The 19,884-nt window shown below is 35.6% G+C and carries 23 protein-coding genes, 1 tRNA gene and 1 pseudogene; 5 read left to right on the forward strand and 20 right to left on the reverse strand.

Features of this window, described 5'->3' with window-relative positions; all coding sequences use genetic code 11:
- Positions 1-324: pseudogene (locus G580_RS09325) on the reverse strand (AAA family ATPase); the annotation flags it as partial.
- 148 nt (positions 325-472) lie between these two features.
- Here G580_RS09325 and def point away from each other — a divergent pair.
- A complete protein-coding gene (gene def, locus G580_RS0100010; RefSeq protein WP_028840500.1) occupies positions 473-970 on the forward strand; it encodes a peptide deformylase in 498 nt (165 codons plus the stop codon).
- Here def and G580_RS0100015 read toward each other — a convergent pair.
- The 4 genes from G580_RS0100015 to zapB all read right to left on the reverse strand — a co-directional run bounded on the left by G580_RS0100015 (position 960) and on the right by zapB (position 4,151).
- The gene (locus G580_RS0100015) at positions 960-1,751 is read right to left on the reverse strand and encodes a TIGR00282 family metallophosphoesterase (protein ID WP_156874751.1); all 792 of its coding nucleotides are present in this window, start codon (positions 1,749-1,751) and stop codon (positions 960-962) included. The genes def and G580_RS0100015 overlap by 11 nt on opposite strands.
- Before the next feature lie 23 nt (positions 1,752-1,774).
- Positions 1,775-3,379: a ribonuclease Y gene (rny, locus tag G580_RS0100020; RefSeq protein ID WP_028840502.1), complete on the reverse strand. Its 1,605-nt coding sequence runs from the start codon at positions 3,377-3,379 to the stop codon at positions 1,775-1,777.
- A 228-nt stretch (positions 3,380-3,607) separates the two neighbouring features.
- Positions 3,608-3,907, reverse strand: a complete 300-nt coding sequence (zapA, locus tag G580_RS0100030; RefSeq protein WP_028840503.1) for a cell division protein ZapA — start codon at positions 3,905-3,907, stop codon at positions 3,608-3,610.
- Positions 3,908-3,932: 25 nt separating this feature from the next.
- Positions 3,933-4,151: a cell division protein ZapB gene (gene zapB, locus G580_RS0100035; RefSeq protein WP_028840504.1), complete on the reverse strand. Its 219-nt coding sequence runs from the start codon at positions 4,149-4,151 to the stop codon at positions 3,933-3,935.
- A 155-nt stretch (positions 4,152-4,306) separates the two neighbouring features.
- Between zapB and G580_RS0100040 the strand changes: the two genes are divergently transcribed.
- The gene (locus tag G580_RS0100040) at positions 4,307-5,605 is read left to right on the forward strand and encodes an endonuclease Q family protein (protein ID WP_051172884.1); all 1,299 of its coding nucleotides are present in this window, start codon (positions 4,307-4,309) and stop codon (positions 5,603-5,605) included.
- A gap of 193 nt (positions 5,606-5,798) precedes the next feature.
- Positions 5,799-6,392, forward strand: coding sequence for a hypothetical protein (locus G580_RS0100045; protein ID WP_028840506.1), 594 nt, complete (start codon positions 5,799-5,801; stop codon positions 6,390-6,392).
- 55 nt (positions 6,393-6,447) lie between these two features.
- Here the strand turns inward: G580_RS0100045 and G580_RS0100050 are convergent, their stop codons facing one another.
- From G580_RS0100050 to G580_RS0100100, 11 genes are all read right to left on the reverse strand, one after another.
- The gene (locus G580_RS0100050; RefSeq protein ID WP_028840507.1) at positions 6,448-6,672 is read right to left on the reverse strand and encodes a hypothetical protein; all 225 of its coding nucleotides are present in this window, start codon (positions 6,670-6,672) and stop codon (positions 6,448-6,450) included.
- Between the two features lie 20 nt (positions 6,673-6,692).
- Positions 6,693-6,935 (reverse strand): hypothetical protein, encoded by a 243-nt coding sequence (locus G580_RS0100055; protein ID WP_028840508.1) that lies wholly within the window; start codon positions 6,933-6,935, stop codon positions 6,693-6,695.
- Between the two features lie 85 nt (positions 6,936-7,020).
- The gene (locus G580_RS0100060) at positions 7,021-7,872 is read right to left on the reverse strand and encodes an HDOD domain-containing protein (protein WP_028840509.1); all 852 of its coding nucleotides are present in this window, start codon (positions 7,870-7,872) and stop codon (positions 7,021-7,023) included.
- Positions 7,869-8,351: a chemotaxis protein CheD gene (locus tag G580_RS0100065; protein ID WP_028840510.1), complete on the reverse strand. Its 483-nt coding sequence runs from the start codon at positions 8,349-8,351 to the stop codon at positions 7,869-7,871. The genes G580_RS0100060 and G580_RS0100065 overlap by 4 nt, the downstream gene beginning before the upstream one ends.
- 13 nt (positions 8,352-8,364) lie before the next feature.
- On the reverse strand, positions 8,365-9,669 hold the full coding sequence (locus G580_RS0100070) for a homoserine dehydrogenase (protein ID WP_028840511.1): 1,305 nt from the start codon (positions 9,667-9,669) through the stop codon (positions 8,365-8,367).
- Positions 9,670-9,687: 18 nt separating this feature from the next.
- Positions 9,688-11,454: an adenosylcobalamin-dependent ribonucleoside-diphosphate reductase gene (locus tag G580_RS09330; protein ID WP_051172885.1), complete on the reverse strand. Its 1,767-nt coding sequence runs from the start codon at positions 11,452-11,454 to the stop codon at positions 9,688-9,690.
- Between the two features lie 15 nt (positions 11,455-11,469).
- Positions 11,470-13,254: a DUF6178 family protein gene (locus G580_RS0100080; RefSeq protein ID WP_028840512.1), complete on the reverse strand. Its 1,785-nt coding sequence runs from the start codon at positions 13,252-13,254 to the stop codon at positions 11,470-11,472.
- Positions 13,226-13,609, reverse strand: a complete 384-nt coding sequence (locus G580_RS0100085) for a YraN family protein (protein WP_038041149.1) — start codon at positions 13,607-13,609, stop codon at positions 13,226-13,228. Before G580_RS0100085 ends, G580_RS0100080 begins: the two co-directional genes overlap by 29 nt.
- Positions 13,606-14,247 carry a ribonuclease HII gene (locus G580_RS0100090; RefSeq protein WP_245542816.1) on the reverse strand — a complete coding sequence of 214 codons (642 nt, stop codon included), beginning with the start codon at positions 14,245-14,247 and terminating at the stop codon, positions 13,606-13,608. The genes G580_RS0100085 and G580_RS0100090 overlap by 4 nt, the downstream gene beginning before the upstream one ends.
- A 42-nt stretch (positions 14,248-14,289) precedes the next feature.
- Positions 14,290-14,655: a 50S ribosomal protein L19 gene (rplS, locus tag G580_RS0100095; protein WP_028840515.1), complete on the reverse strand. Its 366-nt coding sequence runs from the start codon at positions 14,653-14,655 to the stop codon at positions 14,290-14,292.
- A 57-nt stretch (positions 14,656-14,712) separates the two neighbouring features.
- Positions 14,713-14,787, reverse strand: a tRNA-His gene (locus G580_RS0100100).
- A gap of 157 nt (positions 14,788-14,944) precedes the next feature.
- On the opposite strand from G580_RS0100100, the gene pgsA reads away from it, so the two are divergent.
- On the forward strand, positions 14,945-15,808 hold the full coding sequence (gene pgsA / locus G580_RS10825; protein ID WP_051172887.1) for a CDP-diacylglycerol--glycerol-3-phosphate 3-phosphatidyltransferase: 864 nt from the start codon (positions 14,945-14,947) through the stop codon (positions 15,806-15,808).
- On the opposite strand, the gene G580_RS0100110 is transcribed toward pgsA, so the two are convergent.
- A complete protein-coding gene (locus G580_RS0100110) occupies positions 15,805-16,227 on the reverse strand; it encodes a hypothetical protein (protein WP_028840516.1) in 423 nt (140 codons plus the stop codon). The genes pgsA and G580_RS0100110 overlap by 4 nt on opposite strands.
- Before the next feature lie 154 nt (positions 16,228-16,381).
- Between G580_RS0100110 and G580_RS0100115 the strand changes: the two genes are divergently transcribed.
- Entirely contained in the window at positions 16,382-17,647 is a 1,266-nt protein-coding gene (locus tag G580_RS0100115; protein WP_051172890.1) for a class II fructose-bisphosphate aldolase, read from the forward strand.
- Here the strand turns inward: G580_RS0100115 and dprA are convergent.
- The 3 genes from dprA to recR are packed head-to-tail and all read right to left on the reverse strand — an operon-like array spanning position 17,637 to position 19,883.
- Positions 17,637-18,692 carry a DNA-processing protein DprA gene (gene dprA / locus G580_RS0100120; protein ID WP_051172892.1) on the reverse strand — a complete coding sequence of 352 codons (1,056 nt, stop codon included), beginning with the start codon at positions 18,690-18,692 and terminating at the stop codon, positions 17,637-17,639. The genes G580_RS0100115 and dprA overlap by 11 nt on opposite strands.
- Positions 18,685-19,278, reverse strand: a complete 594-nt coding sequence (locus G580_RS0100125; RefSeq protein WP_028840519.1) for a hypothetical protein — start codon at positions 19,276-19,278, stop codon at positions 18,685-18,687. The genes dprA and G580_RS0100125 overlap by 8 nt, the downstream gene beginning before the upstream one ends.
- Positions 19,275-19,883, reverse strand: a complete 609-nt coding sequence (gene recR / locus G580_RS0100130) for a recombination mediator RecR (protein WP_028840520.1) — start codon at positions 19,881-19,883, stop codon at positions 19,275-19,277. The genes G580_RS0100125 and recR overlap by 4 nt, the downstream gene beginning before the upstream one ends.
- Position 19,884: the final 1 nt, after the last annotated feature.

Here is a 19,884-nt window from a genome sequence, read left to right on the forward strand (position 1 = left end):
ATCTTTAAGTTCAGACTGTTTTTTTATAACCTCTCTTATCTGCTGGTCTACTGATATGTCTTCTCCTTCAAACAGTTTGTACTGCACATCATAGGTAAACACAAACGGGCAGGACCATTCTACAGGGTCCTCAAGCTCTAAGACCTTATGGATAAACATCGCCTCTTCATCAAGAATTTTGTCTCCTACCTTGACAGGCACTTTGCCTATCAACTTCATATAACCAACTTTACTTCCTTTTTCTTTCAGGTTTAAAGCAAGGCCTAACGCTAAGACGTTTCTTCCGGTAAACGGTCTGTTTGATACCAAAAATATGGATTTCATCTCCTTACCCCCTTGTTCCTTATCCTTTTTAATTATATTATGCCTTTTAATAGAACTTTTGACAACTCTCAAAATTAAAAAGCGCGTTGAAATTTCTTAAATCAATTTTAAAATAATATTTATAAAAAGTTTTTTTAAGGAGATAAGGATGGAAATAGTAATCTTAGGTCATCCAGTTTTAAAGGAAAAAGCTTTACCTATAGAAAACATAGATGGAGAGATCAAAAGCCTGGTGGAACAAATGGCGGAAACCATGTATAAAGCCAAAGGGCTTGGATTAGCAGCCAATCAAGTAGGAGTATTAAAAAGAGTGTTTTTATTAGATGTTTCACAGAAAGAAGGAACCCCAAAGTTAGAAGTCTATATAAACCCAGAAATCTTACAAACTGAGGGATACACTACATATGAAGAAGGATGTCTTAGTATCCCTGGATATTATGCCAAGGTAGAAAGACATGCCAAGCTTTATATTAGAGCGTTAGATTTAAATGGCAATCCATTTGAACGAGAACTTGAAGGGTTACATGCTATAGCCTTTCAACATGAATATGACCATTTAGAAGGAATCCTTTTTATAGACCATCTGTCCCCTTTAAAACGTAGCCTTTTCCAAAAATGGTGGAAAAAAAATAAACCTAAGAAATAACCCTAAAAGTTTCGATAAAAATGGTTTCTCCTTTTTGATTTAATTTTATAAAGGCGCCTTCGAGTTTAAGTTGTCCTGTTTTTTCTACCTCTAGCTTTCTTGGAACCATGTTTAAGTACATCTCTAATGCCTGGTCTATCTTCATACCTATGATACTTTCTACTGCTCCACACATCCCTACATCGGTTATATACCCGGTCTTATGAGATAAAATCCTGGCATCTGAGGTTTGAACGTGGGTATGAGTACCCAGAACTACAGAGACCACTCCGTCTAAAAAGTAACCCAGGGCTATTTTTTCTGAGGTGGCTTCAGCATGAAAATCAACCAAGATTAACGGTGTTTCTTTTTTTAATTCTAAAGCTAATTTTTTACCTACCAAAAATGGATTAAACAAAGGACGCATAAAGATGCGTCCTTCAAGGTTAATTACCCCTAATTTTAAATCTTTTTTAGTATATACAGTCCATCCTTTGCCTGGAGCCCCTTCCCCATAATTAGCAGGTCTTATTACTCTTTCAGACTTATTAAGATAAGGATAAAATTCTTTTTTCCAAACATGATTGCCTGAGGTTAAAACATCTATACCATAAGAAAAAAGTTCGTCAGCTACTTTCTCGGTAAGACCATACCCACCTGCGGCATTTTCTCCATTAGCTACCACAAAATCAGGTTGATATTTTTTAAAGACCTCTGGCAGAAGGTCTTTAACCGCTTTTCTTCCGGCACTACCTACGATATCTCCTAAAAACAAAATCCTTATTTCTTTAGTCTCTTCCATAGATTCATCCTGTTAATACCCTTTTATTTTGCGTACTCTATTACCCGGGTTTCTCTTATTACTGTTACCCTGATAATCCCAGGATAGGTTACTTCTTTTTCGATTTTTTGTGCAATTTCTCGAGCTAATACGTAAGCTTGCTCGTCTGAAATCTTTTTATCATCTACTATAACCCTGATTTCTCTTCCTGCCTGAATAGCAAAAGCTTTTTCTACCCCTTCAAAAGAGTAGGCGATAGACTCTAACTCTTTTATTCTCTTTATATAAGCCTCAAGAAGTTCTCTTCTTGCACCAGGTCTTGCCCCTGAAATAGCATCAGCTATCTGCAAAAGAATACCCAAGAGACTATTTATAGGTATATCTTCATGGTGAGAGGCGATAGCATTTACGATTTCCTCATCTTCTCCGTATTTTCTCGCAATTTCAGCCCCTATCAAAGCATGAGGACCTTCTAATTCATAAGAAGCAGCCTTACCTATGTCATGTAATAAAGCAGCCCTTTTGGCTTTTTTTACATCTATACCCAGTTCTCCTGCTAAAGCTCCACAAATAATAGCTGTTTCTATAGAATGTTGAAGCACGTTTTGACTATAGCTTGTCCTATATTTAAGCTTTCCAAGCATTTTTACTAATTCTGGATGAAGACCATAAACTCCTAATTCAAAACAAGCCTTTTCTCCTACCTCTACAAGATGTTGCTCCATTTCTTCTTCTACCTGTCTAACCACCTCTTCTATTCTCGTAGGATGTATTCTTCCGTCTGCTATAAGCCTTTCTAAGGCTAAACGAGCTATTTCTCTTCTAAGTGGGTCTACACAGGAAAGAACTACCACTTCAGGTGTATCATCTATCAAAAGGTCAACCCCTGTTAAGGTTTCAAAGGTTCTTATGTTTCTTCCTTCTCTTCCTATAATTCTACCTTTCATCTCTTCGTTCGGAAGTTGAACTGTAGAAACGGTTTTTTCGGTTACAAAAGGTATGGCTGCTTTAGCCACTGAATAGGAAAGAAGTTCCTGAGTTTTTCTTTTAACCTCTTCTTTGATTTCATTTTCTATTTTCATGATTAATTTTGCCTTTTCTTCTATCAATTCCTCATCAACTCTTTTAAGAAGTATTTCCTTAGCCTCTTTTTCAGAAAGTCCGGCTATTTTTTCAAGTTCTTCCTTTGCCTGATGGTATAATTTTTCTATTTCATGTTTTTGTTCTTCTAAAAAATTCTTAAGTTCCTCTATCTCTCTTAATTTCTTATCTAAACCTTCTTCTCTTTTTAACAACTGCTCTTCTCTCTTAAAAAGATCGCTTTCTTTTTTAGAAAGATATTCTTCTTTACTTACTATTCTTTCTTCTTTTAGGATTACTTCTTGAAGTCTTTTGTTAAACTCTTCTTCTAATTTTTGTTTATGAGACAAAATTTGTTCTTTAACCTTAAGTTCCGCCTGTTGAAGCCTAAAATTAGCCTCTCTTTCTGCCTTCTCTAAAACCTCTTTAGCTTTTTTTTCTGCCTCTTTGATGATTTCTTCAGCAGTTTTTTGAACCAAAAGGTTCTTTTTCTTCTGGAAGTATAAATAGCCCCATAATATGGCTATTCCCAATAAACTACCTAAAATCAAGCCTAAAACAAGACCCATAAGACTCCTCCCTTATATATGATTTTTAAGGAGGAAGGAGAAAAGAAAAATTTAAAAAGACTTAAGAAAACCCCAGGGTGCCGTGGGAGCTCCCTGCTCCAAGCTCTTATTCTAAAAACTTTAGGGGTGGGGTCTGGCTAGTCTTAGACGCTCTTGACGAGCAAAAGACTCCAGATCCACCAAACCCCAAGAAACTTTTAGTGTTAGCTTGGCAGGGCTCTACTCTTTTCACGAACACCCCAGGGATGGTTTTTCTTGTTCTAAAAACTCTCCCAGTTTTAAAATTTGTCCCCTAAGGTATTCTTCTAACTCTTCTTTTTCTCTTTTAAGCTTTACATAATCATGAGCTACCTGTAAAAGTAGCCAAACCGCCAGCTTAAAAGTAGGAACTTTTTTAATCTTCTCTACCTCTTTCTTTTTTTTCTCTAAATAAGCAAGCACCTCTGTTATTTCTTCTTCCGAGATATAAGCTCGGAAGGTAAACCTTTGCCCTAAAAACTCAAAAACTACTTCTTTTGAATTTAACATAGGCTTTTACATCTATCTTTAAAATCTATATTTGGGAGAGTTTCTCTATCAAACTACCAATTTTTTCTTTTAAAACCTTTCTTTCCTCCTCCCTCCTTTCTATTTCCTCTATAAGCCTTGCATTTTCCTCCTCTTTGCTTTTTAATTTATTTATAAGTTCTTCTTTTTCGTTTCTAAGTTGGACTACCAAAGCTATAAGTGCATTTATCTTTTCTTCCAAGTTAGCAATTTCCTGAAAAGCCATTTATTATGACCTCCCTTCCCTTTTAATTTTTTGATCTGTCTTCTTTTAGTAAAATATATTTTCAGGTTTTGTCAAGGGAAAGAACGACCTCTCTGTAGAATTGACAAAAGTTTCACGTCTGATAAAATTGGAAGATAAAAAATTTTGAAAAACAAATGTCAAAGAAAAACCAAATCTTTCCTTCAAAAGAACTTTTAGAAAATTCCTTTTTTGCTGATCTTCACATCCATTCCAAATACAGTAGAGCTTGTAGTCAAAAAATGGAAATTCCTCAGATAGCCCAGATAGGGCAAAAAAAAGGACTTTCCTTGATAGGTACAGGGGATTTTACCCATCCTGCTTGGTTTAAAGAATTAAAAACCTGGCTTGAGTTTGACCCATCTTCAGGACTTTTGGTTTTTAAAAACCTACCTGAAGGTCCTAAATTTATCCTTACTTCCGAGGTTTCCCTGATTTTTTCTCAAGGAGAAAAAACCAACCGAAGGGTTCATCTTATCCTTATATCTCCTAATTTTGAGGTAGCCGAAGAAATAAATCTTTATCTTTCTAAACTTGGGTCTCTAACGGCAGATGGAAGACCTACCTTTGGAATTTCTTGTAAAAAACTGGTGTTAGACCTGATGACAATCTCAAAGGAAATAATGGTTATCCCTGCTCATGCTTGGACCCCCTGGTATTCAGTCTTTGGAGCCTTTTCAGGCTTTGATAGCCTCGAAGAAGCTTTTGAAGAAGCTAACTCTTATATCTATGCGATAGAAACTGGCCTTTCTTCAGACCCAGAAATGAACTGGCGAATTTCTAAGCTTGACTCAATTACTCTTATTTCTTGTTCTGACGCCCATTCCCCTGCTAAATTAGGAAGAGAAGCTACTGCTTTTTTTTACCCTCTTACTTATGAAAACATCTATTTTTCGATAAAAACAGGAAAGATAGCATTTACCATAGAGTTTTATCCTGAAGAGGGGAAATACCACTTTGACGGCCATAGAAATTGTAAAGTCAGCCTTTCTCCTAAAGAAGCCAAGGCTTTAGGTCTTAAATGTCCTAAATGTGGAGAAAAAATTACGATTGGGGTTCTTCATCGGATAGAAGATCTGGCTGACAGAGAGGAGGGATATATCCCACCTAATAAACCTCTTTCGGTACACCTGGTACCTTTAATAGAGCTCCTAAGTGAAATTTTTAATCTTTCTCCTACTTCTAAAACTTTAGCCAAACTTTACGAGCAATATACCTCACTTGCTGAAAATGAATTTAACCTTCTTTTAAAATTGACAAAAGATGAAATAGTTTCTTTTTTACCTGAAAAATTAGCAGAAGCCATCCTCAAGGTACGAAAAGGTGAGGTGTCTGTTAAACCAGGTTATGACGGAGAATATGGGGTGGTAAAGGTCTTTTCTAATTTTGAACCAGAAGAACCCTTCCTTAAACAACAACCTCTTTTTTCTTTTTAAAAGTTTTACCTTTTAAACGTGTAATTTTTACAAAATTTTTTATTTTTTACAAAACCAAAATTAGATAACCTTTCGTTTCCTTTTGAAATTTTCTTAAAAATCAAACTGGTTATTCTTTAGATTTGTCCGGGTATTTTAGGCATGTTTTTTGTTTTTTAAAAATACAAAAAACAACTGCAGGAGGTAAAAACTTATGAGTAAAAAGGTAAAATTTTTTATTTTAGGATCTTTAATACTTCTCTTGCTAAACCCTTTAAGTTTAAGAGCAGAAAACCTTAAGCTCGATGTCTCTTTTTCGGAAGACAAGATAACCCATTTTTATTTCGCAGTAAGCAACTATTTTCAAGTCCCTAAGGAAAAAATTGTTATCCTAAAAAAAGGCTCTATCCTTAAGGAAGAAGAACTTCCTTTAGTTTTATATTTAAGCCAAAAAAAGAAAATAAGCCCAGAGTTTATTATAGACCTACGTAGTCGAGGCTATAGTTGGTATGAAATTTTTCTCTATTTTGGTCTTAAACCAGAAAAGGAGTTTGAAAAATGGGTTGTGATCTATCAGCCCTATTATGGTCCTCCTTATGGAAAGGCGTGGGGATACCATAAAAAACATCCTACCCGTAAAATAATTTTTACTGATCATGACTTGATAATATTATCTAACGTCCATTTTATGTCAAACTATTATCAAATTAAACCTATAAAAATAAAACAAAAGCTTGATACACATCGAGATATCCTAATACTACATGAACACTTATTTAGAACCAAACACCGAATAAAAATTAGGTAATAAAATTAATCCCCCGGAAGATAGTTTTCCGGGGGTAAATTTCTAAATTTTTAAATTAGCACCCTTCTACTTTTTTCTTAGCGCCAGCGGGTTTATTAGCCTTTTCGTCTTTCTTAGCTTCTTTTTTAGCTTCTTTCTTTTTAACTTTCTTTTCTACCTTTTTTTCGGTAGCGGTAGCATTAGCCTTAGCACCATCCTGTTTAGCAGCCTGTTCAGCTGCAAAAACAGGAGAAGCTAAAAGGGCTAAAGCAGCCATCAAACCTAATACTTTTTTAAACATACTTAGTCCCTCCTATAAAATTACTTCTTTTCAGCAGGTTTTTCAGCGGGTTTTTCAGCTGGCTTCTCAGCGGGTTTTTCAGCTGCTTTCTCAGCAGGCTGAGCTGGCTGAGCTGCAGGCTGAGCTGGCTGAGCTGCTGGAGCAGGAGCCTCTGTCTTAGGTGCTTCAGGCTTTGGAGCCTCTTCCTTCTTCTGCTGACATCCTGCTAATCCAATCACACCAGCTAAAGCCAAACTTAACATGAAAGATACTACCTTCCTCATCTCTCTTACCTCCTTCCTTTAATTTTTGATTTGTATAAAGTATTCAACTTTTATTTTTTTTGTCAAGGGGTTTTTAATCTAAATTCTAAAATTCTTTTTTAAAAACTAAACTCTTGTATAAACCTGTTTTCATATATTTTAATAATCTGTCCTGTTTTATATCAAGAAAACCTAAAAGTTGAGAAGGAACCTTATATTTAAAAACATCTACTCCCCCGCCTATCCCTAACATATTGATTAACATATTTGAAAGAGCAACTATAGCTGCCACATCACTTTGTAACATAAGGTCAGGGTCATGATGAGCTCTTATGGCAAAACAGATGTTTTCAGGGAATCCCCATCGTTGTAAAAGGGTAGCTCCAACCAAACCATGGTCTACTCCAAGCACTAACCACTCTACTTGAATAAAGTCTTGTTTTGGATTTTCTTCAAAGGTTTTAATAAACTTATTTAATTCAAGTTTAGTGTAAAGATCTAATACGATCTTTCCTATATCGTGTAATACCGAAGCTACATAAACTGCCTCTATCTTATTTATCGAAAAACCTACATCTAAAGCTATTTCCTCTGCGATAAAACCACAACCTAAGGAATGCAACCAAACATCTTCCGAGCTTAATCCATAACCTATCAGACTTTTTTCAAAATAGTTTTTAGCTACAGAAGCGACAATGATAAACTTAATCTGGTTCACCCCAAGCAGCATCAAGGCTTTAAACAAGGAGTCTACTTTTTGGGGTAGTCCAAAAGCAGGAGAGTTAACTATCCTCAAAAAATTGGCTACAATACCAGGATCACTTTTGATAACCTTCTCTACCTCTCTTAAATCTACCTCTTCCTTTCTTAAGATCTCTAAAGCCTGCATAGCTACCTTAGGAAAAGTAGGAATCTTATCAACCTTATCAAAAATTTTTTCTAAAACTTGTTCTATCATAGCTTTTCTTCTTTCCCGTCAATTTTTATTTTGACAACCTTTTCTTCTAAATCCACCTCAACTTTTACACCACTGTTAAGCCCTACCCTAAATATTACCTGATCTTCTGGTATCATATATCTTTTAAACATCATCTTTACTATTTTTAGATTTACCTCTGTAAGGTTTAAAAAATCGGGGTTGTTCTGGTATACACTACCTCCAGCAACCACAATTTTAGCGTTACTCCAGTTTATCCCAGAACGTTCTATTTCTTCTAAAAACGAAGGAATAAGAGATTCTCCAGAAAAAATTGTGACCCCTTCTTCTATTTCTAAATCTAAATCCTTATAAGGCAAAACAAAACAACATAATCCACCTTGCATTTTTGTTTTGTCAACCACTCCTATAGCTAAACCACTTCCAATAAAACCTGTGGTTAAAACAACTGGTTTATCTTTTAAAATTTGATATTGACCTATATCTACTTTTACTCTCATACTCAGTCCTTTTTTAACTAAGATCCATGATACGATATTTTTTGGTAGGAGCGCTAACTACCTCTAAACTGTCTATTTCTTGTAAAGCCTTTACCACGTTTTTTTCCTTGGCTTCGTGAGTAAGCATAACTATAGGAACCGCCTGTTTCTTTTTTTGCCTTCCAATCTGAACCACAGAGGCAATACTTATGTTATACTTGCCTAAAACACCAGAAATTTTAGACAATACCCCTGGTTTATCTACTGCAGAAAAACGAAAATAATATTTAAACTCTACTTCTTCCATAGGCTTTATTTTATATCTTTTTTCATCAAAGGTCAAGGGATACTTTATAAAGGGTTTCTTTTTAAAAAAAGAAAACTCTATAGCTGTTATAAGATCGCTTACTACGGCACTAGCAGTAGGTTCTTTACCTGCCCCCAACCCATAAAGTAGAACGTCTCCTACAAAATCTCCTGTCACATAAAAAGCGTTGTAATTTAAACGAATAGAGGCTAAAACATGATTTTCAGGAATAAGGGTAGGATGAACTCGTACTTCTATGTCATTTTTATGTTTGATAGCAAAGGCTAAAAGTTTGATAACATAACCAAAATTTTTAGCAAAATTTAAGTCTATAAGGTCTATATTTTCTATTCCTTCTAAATAAACCTGAGAAGCTTTAATAAAACTACCAAAGGAAAGGGAAGCCAAAATAGCTATCTTATGGGCTGCATCCATACCGTTTATGTCTAAAGTGGGATCAGCCTCTGCGTAGCCTTTTTTTTGAGCTTCCTTTAAGGCTTCTTTAAAATCTGTCTTTTCTTCCAGCATTTTAGTAAGGATATAATTAGTCGTTCCGTTCACTATACCTACTATCGATTTTATCTTATTTCCTATAAGTGCCTCTCTAAGAGTTTTTATGATAGGAATACCCCCACCTACTGAGGCTTCAAAACCTAAAAACCTCTGCCTTTTTAAAGCTTCCCCCCAAATTTCGTCTCCATATTCAGCAAGTATAGCCTTGTTTGCTGTCACTACCTCCTTTCCCTTTTGTAAAGCCTTTAGCACATACTCTTTAGCCGGTATAATTCCTCCAATCAACTCACAAACGATAGATATCTCTGGATCCTCTAATATGTCTTCAACAGAGGTGGTAAAAATCTCTGGACTAACCGAAATACTTCTTATTTTCTTTGGGTCCCTTACTAAGATCCGTTTAACCACAGGGATTAAACCTATTCTTTCTTTAATAACCTCTCGATTTTTTTCTAACAACTCATAAACCCCTGTCCCTACCGTTCCAAAACCTAAAAGCCCTATCTTTACCTCCTTCATAAAACCCCCTTTCTTAATCTATCTTAAAGATAGGTCACATACCGAACAACCTAATCCTTCAACCTGGTCTTCCCCTAAATATATCACCTGTTCCTTTTTACAGCCATAACGATAAACGGTAACTCCTTTAAGACCTAACTCATAAGCCTTTAAATAAATAGCCTTTATTTCTTCGACGGTAGTTTCTGGAGATAAATTTATGGTTTTAGAAACGGCATTATGGGTATGCCTTTGGAAAGTGGCTTGAACCAAAAGATGGTTTGCAGGAGATATTTCATAGGTGGTTACAAAAAGTTTTTTAATTTTTTCTGAAATTGTTACATGTTTTAAGGTGCCTACTTTTTTTACTTGAGATAAAATCTCTTCTACCTCATCGTCTTTATAACCTTCTTTATACAAAAACTCTAAAAACAACGGGTGAAATCCTTTTAAAAGTTTATTCTCTAAAGTCTTTCTTTCGTAATAAACTCCAAAAAGAGGTTCTATACCTGAAGACACACCAGCTATCAAAGAGATACTACCTGTAGGAGCGATGGTAGTAGTGGTAGCATTCCTTATAGGTAAATTAAGGCTATCCCAAAAACTACCGTAAAAAGCAGGAAAACATCCTCTTTCTTTAGCTAACTGATGAGACGCCTTTACAGACTCTTTTTCGATAAATCTCATAATCTCTTCTGCTAACTCTAACGCTCTTTTTTCTCCATAAGAAACCTCTAACTTGATAAGCATATCAGCAAAACCCATCACTCCCAATCCTATCTTCCTGGTAAGCCTGGTAATTTTAGCAATCTGTGGGAGAGGAAACCTGTTAACCTCTATCACGTCGTCTAAAAACCTTACTGCTAACCATACAACCTCTTTTAGTCTTTCCCAATCTATTTTTTTATCTTTAACAAAATTTGCCAGGTTTATAGATCCCAAATTACAAGACTCAAAAGGTAATAAAGGTTGTTCTCCGCAAGGGTTAGTAGCCTCGATTTCTCCCAAATGCGGGGTTGGGTTATACCGGTGTATGGTATCAACAAACAAAACTCCAGGATCTCCAGATGCCCAGGCACAATAGGCTATCTTTTCAAAAAGTTCCTTAGCCTTTACATATCTTTCAACTTTTTTATTCCTTGGATTAATCAGAGGAAAAACATCTCCCTTTTTTACAGCCTCCATGAAGGAATCGGTTATCCCTACGGAAAGGTTAAAATTCTTTAAAGCCTCAGGGTCTCTGCACTTTATTTCTATAAACTCTTCTATGTCAGGGTGGTCTACCCTGAGAATTCCCATGTTAGCGCCTCTTCTCTTTCCTCCCTGTTTGATAGCCTCAGTAGCGGCATCAAACACTTTAATAAACGAAATAGGCCCACTTGCTATACCTTGAGTGGTTGCTACCATGTCTCCTTTAGGTCTGATCTTTGAAAAAGAAAAACCTGTTCCTCCACCAGATTTATGGATAAGAGCAGCGTGTTTTAGAGTTTCAAAGATCGATTCTAAAGAATCTTCAACAGGAAGAACAAAACAAGCAGAAAGCTGTCCCAAAGGAGTTCCTGCATTCATAAGGGTGGGAGAGTTAGGTAAGAAGTCTAAATTAGCCATAAGCTGATAAAATTTTTCCTGATAAAAAGCTACTTGAGGGTTCCCACCAAAAGCAAGCTCTCCTTCTGCCACTGCTCTTGCTACCCTTTGAAAAAGCTCTTCGGGAGTCTCTACTACTTCACCCTCTTTTTTTAAAAGGTATCTTTCTCTCAAAATCAGCCAAGCTGGTTCGGTTAAATTAACAGGGCTTTTTGTCATAAAATCCAAAAATCTTTAATGGTTTAGGTCTACCAGAACCAAGGTTTGATATTTAGGCTCAGGTGGATTTTGTAGGTCGATGTTTTGGAACTCTAAAGATAGTTTGTTAAGAACAAAGTTAAGGAAAGATTCTAAAAGTTCCTTTTCATAATACCAGTTCTTTTTTACATAATTTTCAAAACTTGCAAACAACATCTCTTTTATTTCTGGTTTAAGTTCACAACGATTTTCTTTTTCATAAAAAAGTTCGTTTATAACCTTTGTCCAAGAACTTTTAGGTAAAGCTTTAAACACAAATTCACCTTTATCTTTCCAGTAAAAAAGAGAAGTAATAATAAGGTTACTCCAGGTTAAAAAGTTTACATCATAGTTTCTACCCGGAAGGTTTACCTCTCTAATCCAGCCAAGGGTTGAACCAAACATCCTCTCTATCACAGGAGCCATATATCCGATCTCTTCGATGTATCTACGGACGGTATTGACCTCACTAACTCTTTTAAAAAATGTATATTCTTCTAAAGTACCTATTTTTTCTGGACGAAAATATCTAATTTGATTAAGATTTTTCACCCAAACCCCGTCTAAGTATCCTTTATACGGTTGGTCAAGATATCTCAAAACCGAAGGGTCAAAATCTTTGCCTTTAACCATGGATAAAGCAAACTTTCTAAGGTTTTTAAGTAAGGTTTGGGCTATCCTAAAAAGGTCTTCAAGGATATGTTCTTCTACCAACCGTTTAGCAACCTCCAAGTTCCCTTGAGAAAGATATTCTATCCCTAAGTTTAAACTACCCCAGACTTTATCAAGGCTTTTTTTTACCTGTTCTATCTCGTCTATCACTACATTATCAACGATAATCACCTTATTAGATAACCAGGCAAGCTCTTTTTTAATCCTGTCTATCTGATAGGAATCTTCGATTTTTTCTAAAACCTTAAAAATCATCAAAGTCTTATCTCCGGGATAAACCATGATGTTAACCGGAGAGAACTCTTCCCTCTCTTCAGAGGGAGAAAGATAAACAGGCTCTATTTTCTTTAAATTTTTAGGATGCTGAGGAGTATAAACATCTAAAGCCTCAAAGTATTCGGGAATTCCTTCGTCAGCTAACCTACCATTCCTCCATCTATAAGCTCTCTCTTCTACCTCTACCGGTATCTCCCAGATAACAGACTCAAGCAAGGAAAAATAAGTTTCTGACATCTCTTCTCTTAAAAGTTCTACCATCCTTCTAAAGTAAAACTCTAAGGCTTCATTTTTAAACTCTATAAAATAGAAATCATCCAACGTAAAATAAGGCAAAAAATCCATAGCTTCTATCAGTTCCATATCATCTGGCTTTTTGTATACCTTGACAAACTTTTGAAAAATAGCTATCAAAAAATCAAAATCCGCTACCTTTAACCACTCTACAACCTTACCTTCTCCTGCCTGAAAAAGTAACAAAATCCAAGAAGCTACCCTTTCTGCTTTAATACGATCTTTATACCAGCAATCTATGTCAAACATAAACTGAATCTGGGTACCTTTAGCATAGGAAAGAAGTTCTACCGTTAAGTCAAGAGAAGAAGCTTTTATGGTTAAGAATAACTCTTGACAAGGTAGATTTTTTACCAAACCCTCTGGATAAGGAGAGTTTAGTATAAGTTTAGCTTTAGCTTCCCAAGGAACACTGAGCACTAATTCATACATCTTATAAAAATCTAAAGCTTGAAGCTTTTTCTCTAATTCCTGGTCTGGAGTTTTTAAAATCTCCTCTAACGTGAGACCTTCATAGGTCCTGTTGAAAAGCATCTTCATAATGAAGAACCTCCGACCCTTTAATCACTAACACGTCAAACCTTATATTCTTTATTTTACTCAAACTTTGAGAATTTTTAACCCAAAACTCTTCAGCTACCGCAAGAATTTTTTTCCTTTTTCTTAAATCAACCTTATCTTCAGCAATAAGTCCTAAGTCTTGAAAATCAGTCTTTACTTCTACAAACACCAATAAATCTTTCTTAACCGCAATCAGATCTATCTCCCCTTGCTTAGTACGAAAATTCTTTCCTATAATCTTAAATCCTTTGGACTTAAGGTATTTTTCTGCTAAGCTTTCGGCTAAATTTCCCTTTTCTTTAGAAGAAAAAAGGCCGATCAATTTTTTAATCATAGAAAACACTGATAATAAGTTCTATGGACCTCGCAAGGACCGTAAATTTTAATCTTACTAAAATGAAGCTTAGTTCCATAACCTTTGTGCTTTTCAAAACCATATTGGGGATAAACCTTGGCAAGCTCTTTCATATAGTTATCCCTTGCCACCTTAGCCAGTATCGAGGCTGCAGCTATACAAACGCATAGATTATCACCCTCTACTACTGCTTTCTGTACTCCTCGAAATTCAGGGATCAACAAAGGTCCGTCTACTAAAACCACCTGCGGTTGAGGATTAAGTCTTTTTAAAGCCTCATACATAGCCTTAAACGTAGCCTTGAGAATTCCTTGAGCATTTATCTCGTCAACGTCTACCTTAGCGATAGCGTAGGTTAAAGCGTTAGAGCAGATGTAATCAAACAGCTCTTCTCTTTTTTTTGGGTTTAATTTTTTAGAATCTTTTATTTCCTTAGGGTCAAAACCTTCTGGAAGGATAACTGCTGAAGCAAACACAGGGCCTGCAATAGCCCCTCTTCCTGCTTCATCAACCCCAGCTATAAGACTATAGCCCCTCTCTTTTAGATGATGTTCTAAGTCTGAAAAATGGATTATTGAAGGTTTGGTTAAAAAAAAGGAATGACCTTTTTTCTTCAACTTTAACTTATAATACAGGAAGGGGCTAAGCCCCTTCCTGTATTATTCCATAACTTTGTTGTCAAACCTTTCTTTAATACGGGCCGCTTTACCAAAACGTTCTCTAAGATAGTAAAGTCTTGCCCTTCTTACTTTGCCTCTCTTAACGAGTTCTATCTTTTCTATCCTTGGAGAATGTAAAGGAAAAGTTCTTTCCACACCTACTCCAAAGGAAACCTTTCTTACCGTAAAAGTAGCGTTAATTCCTGAACCTCTTCTTCTGATAACTATACCTTCAAATACCTGAATTCTTTCTTTTTCTTCTCCTTCTTTTAACTTAAAATGAACCCTCACAGTATCCCCAGGATTAAACTTAGGGAGACCTTCTTTGAAATAATTTTTTTCTACCTCTCTTACCAAAGGATGCATAAAAAACCTCCTTATCTCCGGTGCCTTTTTGATTTTTTTCTTTTTAAAACATAAAAATGGGGAGGCCGACGGGGCTCGAACCCGCAACACCCGGGGCCACAGCCCGGTGCTCTACCATTGAGCTACGGCCTCCACCTGTAGTTGAATAATATTATAGTATACCCTATAGAAAATTCAATAGCCTAACTCAAACTTTACCTTAAAAACTCAACAAACTCTTAGTGTAAACTATCAAAACTTGTAGTATAATCAAAGATCATAATATAAAAAATATAAATAAATCAAAGTTATGACCAAAAGGATAAATCCTAACCTTCTTACCTTGTTAAGGGTGGTGTGTTTGCCTGTTCCTTGCGTGCTTCTCTTTATAAACTCATCGATCACTAAATTTATAGCCATGGGCTTGTTGTTATTTCTTTCTCTAACCGATTATTTTGACGGCCTCTTAGCCAGAAAATACAACCGAACCTCAAAACTTGGGGCACTCCTTGACCCGATAGCCGATAAAATCTTTGTAACTACCATCTATCTTATACTGGTAAAACTCGCCTATTTCCCTTTTTTACCTGTCTTTTTTCTTCTGCTGAGAGAAATTCTAATCTCTTTTTTAAGAAGTATACTTCCTCAAAGCATGAAAGTTAATCTGATAGCTAAATTTAAAACTTTTTTCCAGATGTCCTTAGCTGTAGGGGTAATATTTGCTAAAACCCTCTATCCTAACTTAAACCCTACCTTAGTAGAAATCCTGGTTTGGATAGCGGTGCTACTTTCTTACCTAAGTGCTCTAAAGTATATTCTACAAATCATGAATAAGTTAAATTATATCTTTCAAAAAAAATTTCAGAATAAACTACTCTATGAAGTTTTATGTCCTTTGTTGTTATTGTTGTTTTTTCCGTTTACAGAGAGTTTTTTCTGGGGGGTACCGTTCCTTACAGGAATGTTATTTTTAAAAGGGGCCAACAAATTAGAGACAGACAAAAAAGAAGAACGAATTACTCTTTTAGGATTTTTTTTGTTATCCTTAGCAGGAATGCTTGAAGCTATCCTTTGGGGAAAGATAAGATTTTCACTACTTTTCTTGTTGTTTTATCTAATCTTAAAAGAAGGGATTAAAAGTTTTAATATTATAAAAGAAGCTTTTAAAGGCTAATTTTCTGGTTCTTCTTGTTCTTCTTCTTTTTTACCTGGAAAAGGAATAACCTTTTCTTCAGGTTCTTTTTTTTCTGGTTTTCTAGGGATTTCCTTTTTTTGGCTGTAAGAAAAAGAAGGTTCGGCAAACTTAATAGGAACTGCTTGTTGATAAAAGCTTAAAAGTGTCTTAGGTATATCAAGGGTATACCAAACTATATGAATCCTCTGTAAAGTAATCGTAGGTATCCCAATCAAATAAGGATAAAGCCCTGTTTTATCAAAATTAACCAAAGCAGGCCATTCTACCTCAAAAAACTCCTTTTTTTCTAACACAAACTGGATGGTTTCAAAAATGAGGTTATAACAAACGATACCTAAAAAAAGGCCTGTCTGCAGCTGAAAAAGTACAGGTTGTTTGCCTATGGGTTGTTCTGCCATATAAATATTTTATTCTCCTTTATGGTTTTTGCAACTTTGATTTTTAGTTACAGTGTATACCATATAAACCTTAGATTGTAAAAATTACTTTTTATGTTTAATTTAAAAATAAAGATTTAGAAAAATTGAGTCAAGTGTAAAAGAAGGGGGGTTAATGGAGAAAGCTCAAATTTTAGATCAACTTAAACAAAACCCTGAGACTATAGATCGTTTAGTTTATCAAGCTGTTTTTGAAGAAAGATCTTTGTTAAATGTTTTACAGGGAGCACTGAATGATTTAGGGTTTCGTGGTTATAGCATCTATCCCTTATATAGGGAATTTTCGAAAAAGTTTCTTGGTTTTACTGTCCCTGCCATAAACATTCGAGGGATGACTTATGATATAGCCAGGGCTATTTTTAGAACAGCCAAAAGGCTTAAAGCTGGAGCTTTTATCTTTGAAATAGCCAAATCTGAAATAGGGTATACCAAACAGCCTCCGTTAGAGTATGCTACCGTAATTTTAGCCGCTGCCTCTAGAGAAAACTATCGTCTGCCGATTTTTATCCAGGGAGATCATTTTCAACTTAACAGAAAATCCTTCTTTGCAGACCCTGAAAGAGAAAAAGAAAATCTTAAAAACCTGATAAAAGAGGCTCTATCAGCCCAGTTTTATAACATAGACATAGACGCTTCAACTTTGGTAGACTTAGAAAAAAAGGATGTGTTTGAACAACAGAGATACAACTATGAAGTAACCGCTGAGTTTTGTGATTTTGTGAGACAAAACGAACCTAACGGGATTAAAGTAACCTTAGGAGGAGAAATCGGAGAGATAGGAAGTAAAAACAGCACTCCAGAAGAACTAAGAGCCTTTATGAAAGGGTTAAATCAGAGTTTAAAAAAGGGAGAGGGAATCTCTAAGATTAGTGTGCAGACAGGCACCATCCATGGTGGAGTGATGTTACCTGATGGAAAAATAGCTGAAATCAAACTTGATTTCAATACGTTAAGAGAGCTTTCTAAGATAGCCAGAGAAGAGTTTGGTCTTGCAGGAGCCGTCCAACATGGAGCCTCTACCTTACCTGAAGAATACTTTAGTCTTTTCCCAGAAAACGAATGTGTAGAAGTTCACTTAGCTACCGGATTCCAAAACCTGCTTTACGATCATCCAGCCCTTCCCTCTGAGTTTAGACAAACAATCTATCAGTATCTTAAAGACAACTTCAAACAGGAATGGAAAGAAGGACTGTCAGAGGCCCAGTTTATCTATAAAATCAGAAAAAAAGGTTTTGGTGCCTTTAAAAAAGCTTGGTGGGACCTTGATTTTGGGGTAAAAAAAACCATCTTAGAAGACATGGAAAAGCTTTTAGAGAAAATCTTTTTACGGTTAAACCTTAAAGATACTGAAAACCTGATAAAAGATTTGTTTAATCTTTAAGTTTTATAAAATTGCCTGGTAAAACCTGGACTATTCCTTTAAACTCAAGCTCTGTGATGGTGGACAAAACCTCAGATGCGGGCAGGTCGGTTTGCAAAAGAAGGTCCTCTAAGTGTATAGGATAAGATGAAAGAAAAGATAACACCTCTTTTTCCTCTCTGGTTAGTTTTTCTTGAGTTGCTTCAGCTTGACCAAAATCAAACAGGTTAGAAATTCTATCCTTTTCTTCTACCCCTAAAAATTCTAACAATTCTTCTGGAGAAAATACTGGTTGAGCCCCTGATTTTATGAGAAAATGGGTACCTTCACTTTGAGGAGAAAAGATACTCCCTGGAACAGCATACACTTCTTTGCCCTGATTTAAAGCCCATTTAGCAGTGATAAGAGTTCCGCTTTTCTTCCCGGCTTCTACAACCAAAATAGCCTCTGAAAAACCACTTATCAGTCGGTTTCTTATGGGGAAATTTTCCTTTCTGGGAGAAGTACCGAAAGGAAATTCTGAGACTACAGCCCCGTATCCATCAGAAATTTCATCAAATAAAGGTTTATTTTCAGGAGGGTACACCACATCTAAACCTGAGCCTAATACTGCTATCGTTTTACCTTCAACCTCTAAACAAACCTTATGTGCTATCGTATCGATTCCCCGTGCAAGACCAGATACCAGGACTACACCTACCTCTGCAAGCCTTTTAGAAAACTTATAGGCTACCTCTTTTCCATAGTTAGTAGGCCTCCTTGATCCTATTACCCCAACCGAAGGACTTATTTTCTCGAGATTACCCTTTACATAAAGAAAAATAGGGGCATAAGGGATAAGTTTTAGTTTTTCTGGAAACTCTTTGTCCTCTCGAAAAAGGATCTTTATTCCTAATTTTTCTGCCTTTTCAAACTCTTTAAGACCTAAAATCTCTATCTCTTTAACTTTGTATTTTTTATAAGCTAAAATTTCTTCTAAAAGAATATCTTCCTCAAAAAATTTTATGGTTTTTAAGACATTTTTTTCTTTAAGATAAAAACCAAGCCAAAGGATCTTTTTATCCATCCATAAACCTCAAGGTTAAGCTTTGACTTGAAAGCTTAAAATCTATAAAAGAGGAAAAATTTTCTAAAAACGCTTTAAAGCGTTCTAAAATTTCGAGTTCTAAGGGTCTATCCCAGTTAAACTTAACAGACTTCCCTTTGATGGTAATCACAAGTTTACCTTGTTTTAAGGTCAAAAATAAAAGTTCACCAATCCCACAAAACAAACCTTTTACAAGATTATGAGGAAGTCTTACCTCTCCTTTCTCTTCTTCTACCACCTCTTTTAAGACGTTATGTTTAAAAACTAAATCTGCTTCCCAAAAGACTAAAGTCTCTTCTAACAAAGCTTTTAAGTCCCAAGACCCTAATGAGGTGTCGTTTATGTCTGCATAGGCTATGTCTAAATGTTGCAAAAGTTTTTTAAGAAGGTTAAAAACCTTTTCTAACCTTATGGCTAATTCTTCTGAGGATAACGAATCTTTTTTCATCAAAAGTATCTGAAGTTCTAAAAAAGCCCCTTGCAGTATTCCTCTGAGGTTATGGAAATGACCTTGAGTTAAACTTCCTAAGGCCAAAGTTTTGCAGAAAAAAAGATCTTCTTTCATTGTTCTTTCAGAAGTTCTCTTGAAAGTAGGGCTCTTTTAAGGGTTAAAGGGTCTACAAACTGTAAATCCATACCCATAGGAACACCACAGGCTAACCTGCTAACCTTTATATGATAGTCTTTCAGCACCTGTAGGATGTAGCTTATGGTGGCTTCTCCCCCTAAGGTTGGAGAAAGGGCAAAAATAACCTCTTCAACCCCTCTTTTTCTTATCAAAGACAGAAGTTTATCTATCTCTATCTCTTTAGGACCTATTCCATCCTTAGGGGATAGGAGATAGTGCAACACAAAATAATACCCTTTATATATACCTGTATTTTCTATGTGAAAAAGGTTAACCGGATTTTCTACGATACAGAGAGATTTGACCTCTCGGGTATCATCATTACAGATTTTACATATTTCCTCTTCAGAAAGATTTCTACAAAACTTACACAACCTTATCTTATAAGGGAGTTCTTTTATTAAATCACCTAAGTTTTCACAGAACTCAGGCTTTGATAACAAAAATAAGGCAATCCGGGTAGCACTCTTTTCCCCTATCCCTGGAATTTTAGAAAAAGATTCTATAAGCTTTCTTAAAGTAAATGGATAACCAACTGACATA

It is taken from the genome of Thermodesulfobacterium hveragerdense DSM 12571 (assembly GCF_000423845.1).
In the GTDB taxonomy this organism is placed as follows: domain Bacteria; phylum Desulfobacterota; class Thermodesulfobacteria; order Thermodesulfobacteriales; family Thermodesulfobacteriaceae; genus Thermodesulfobacterium; species Thermodesulfobacterium hveragerdense.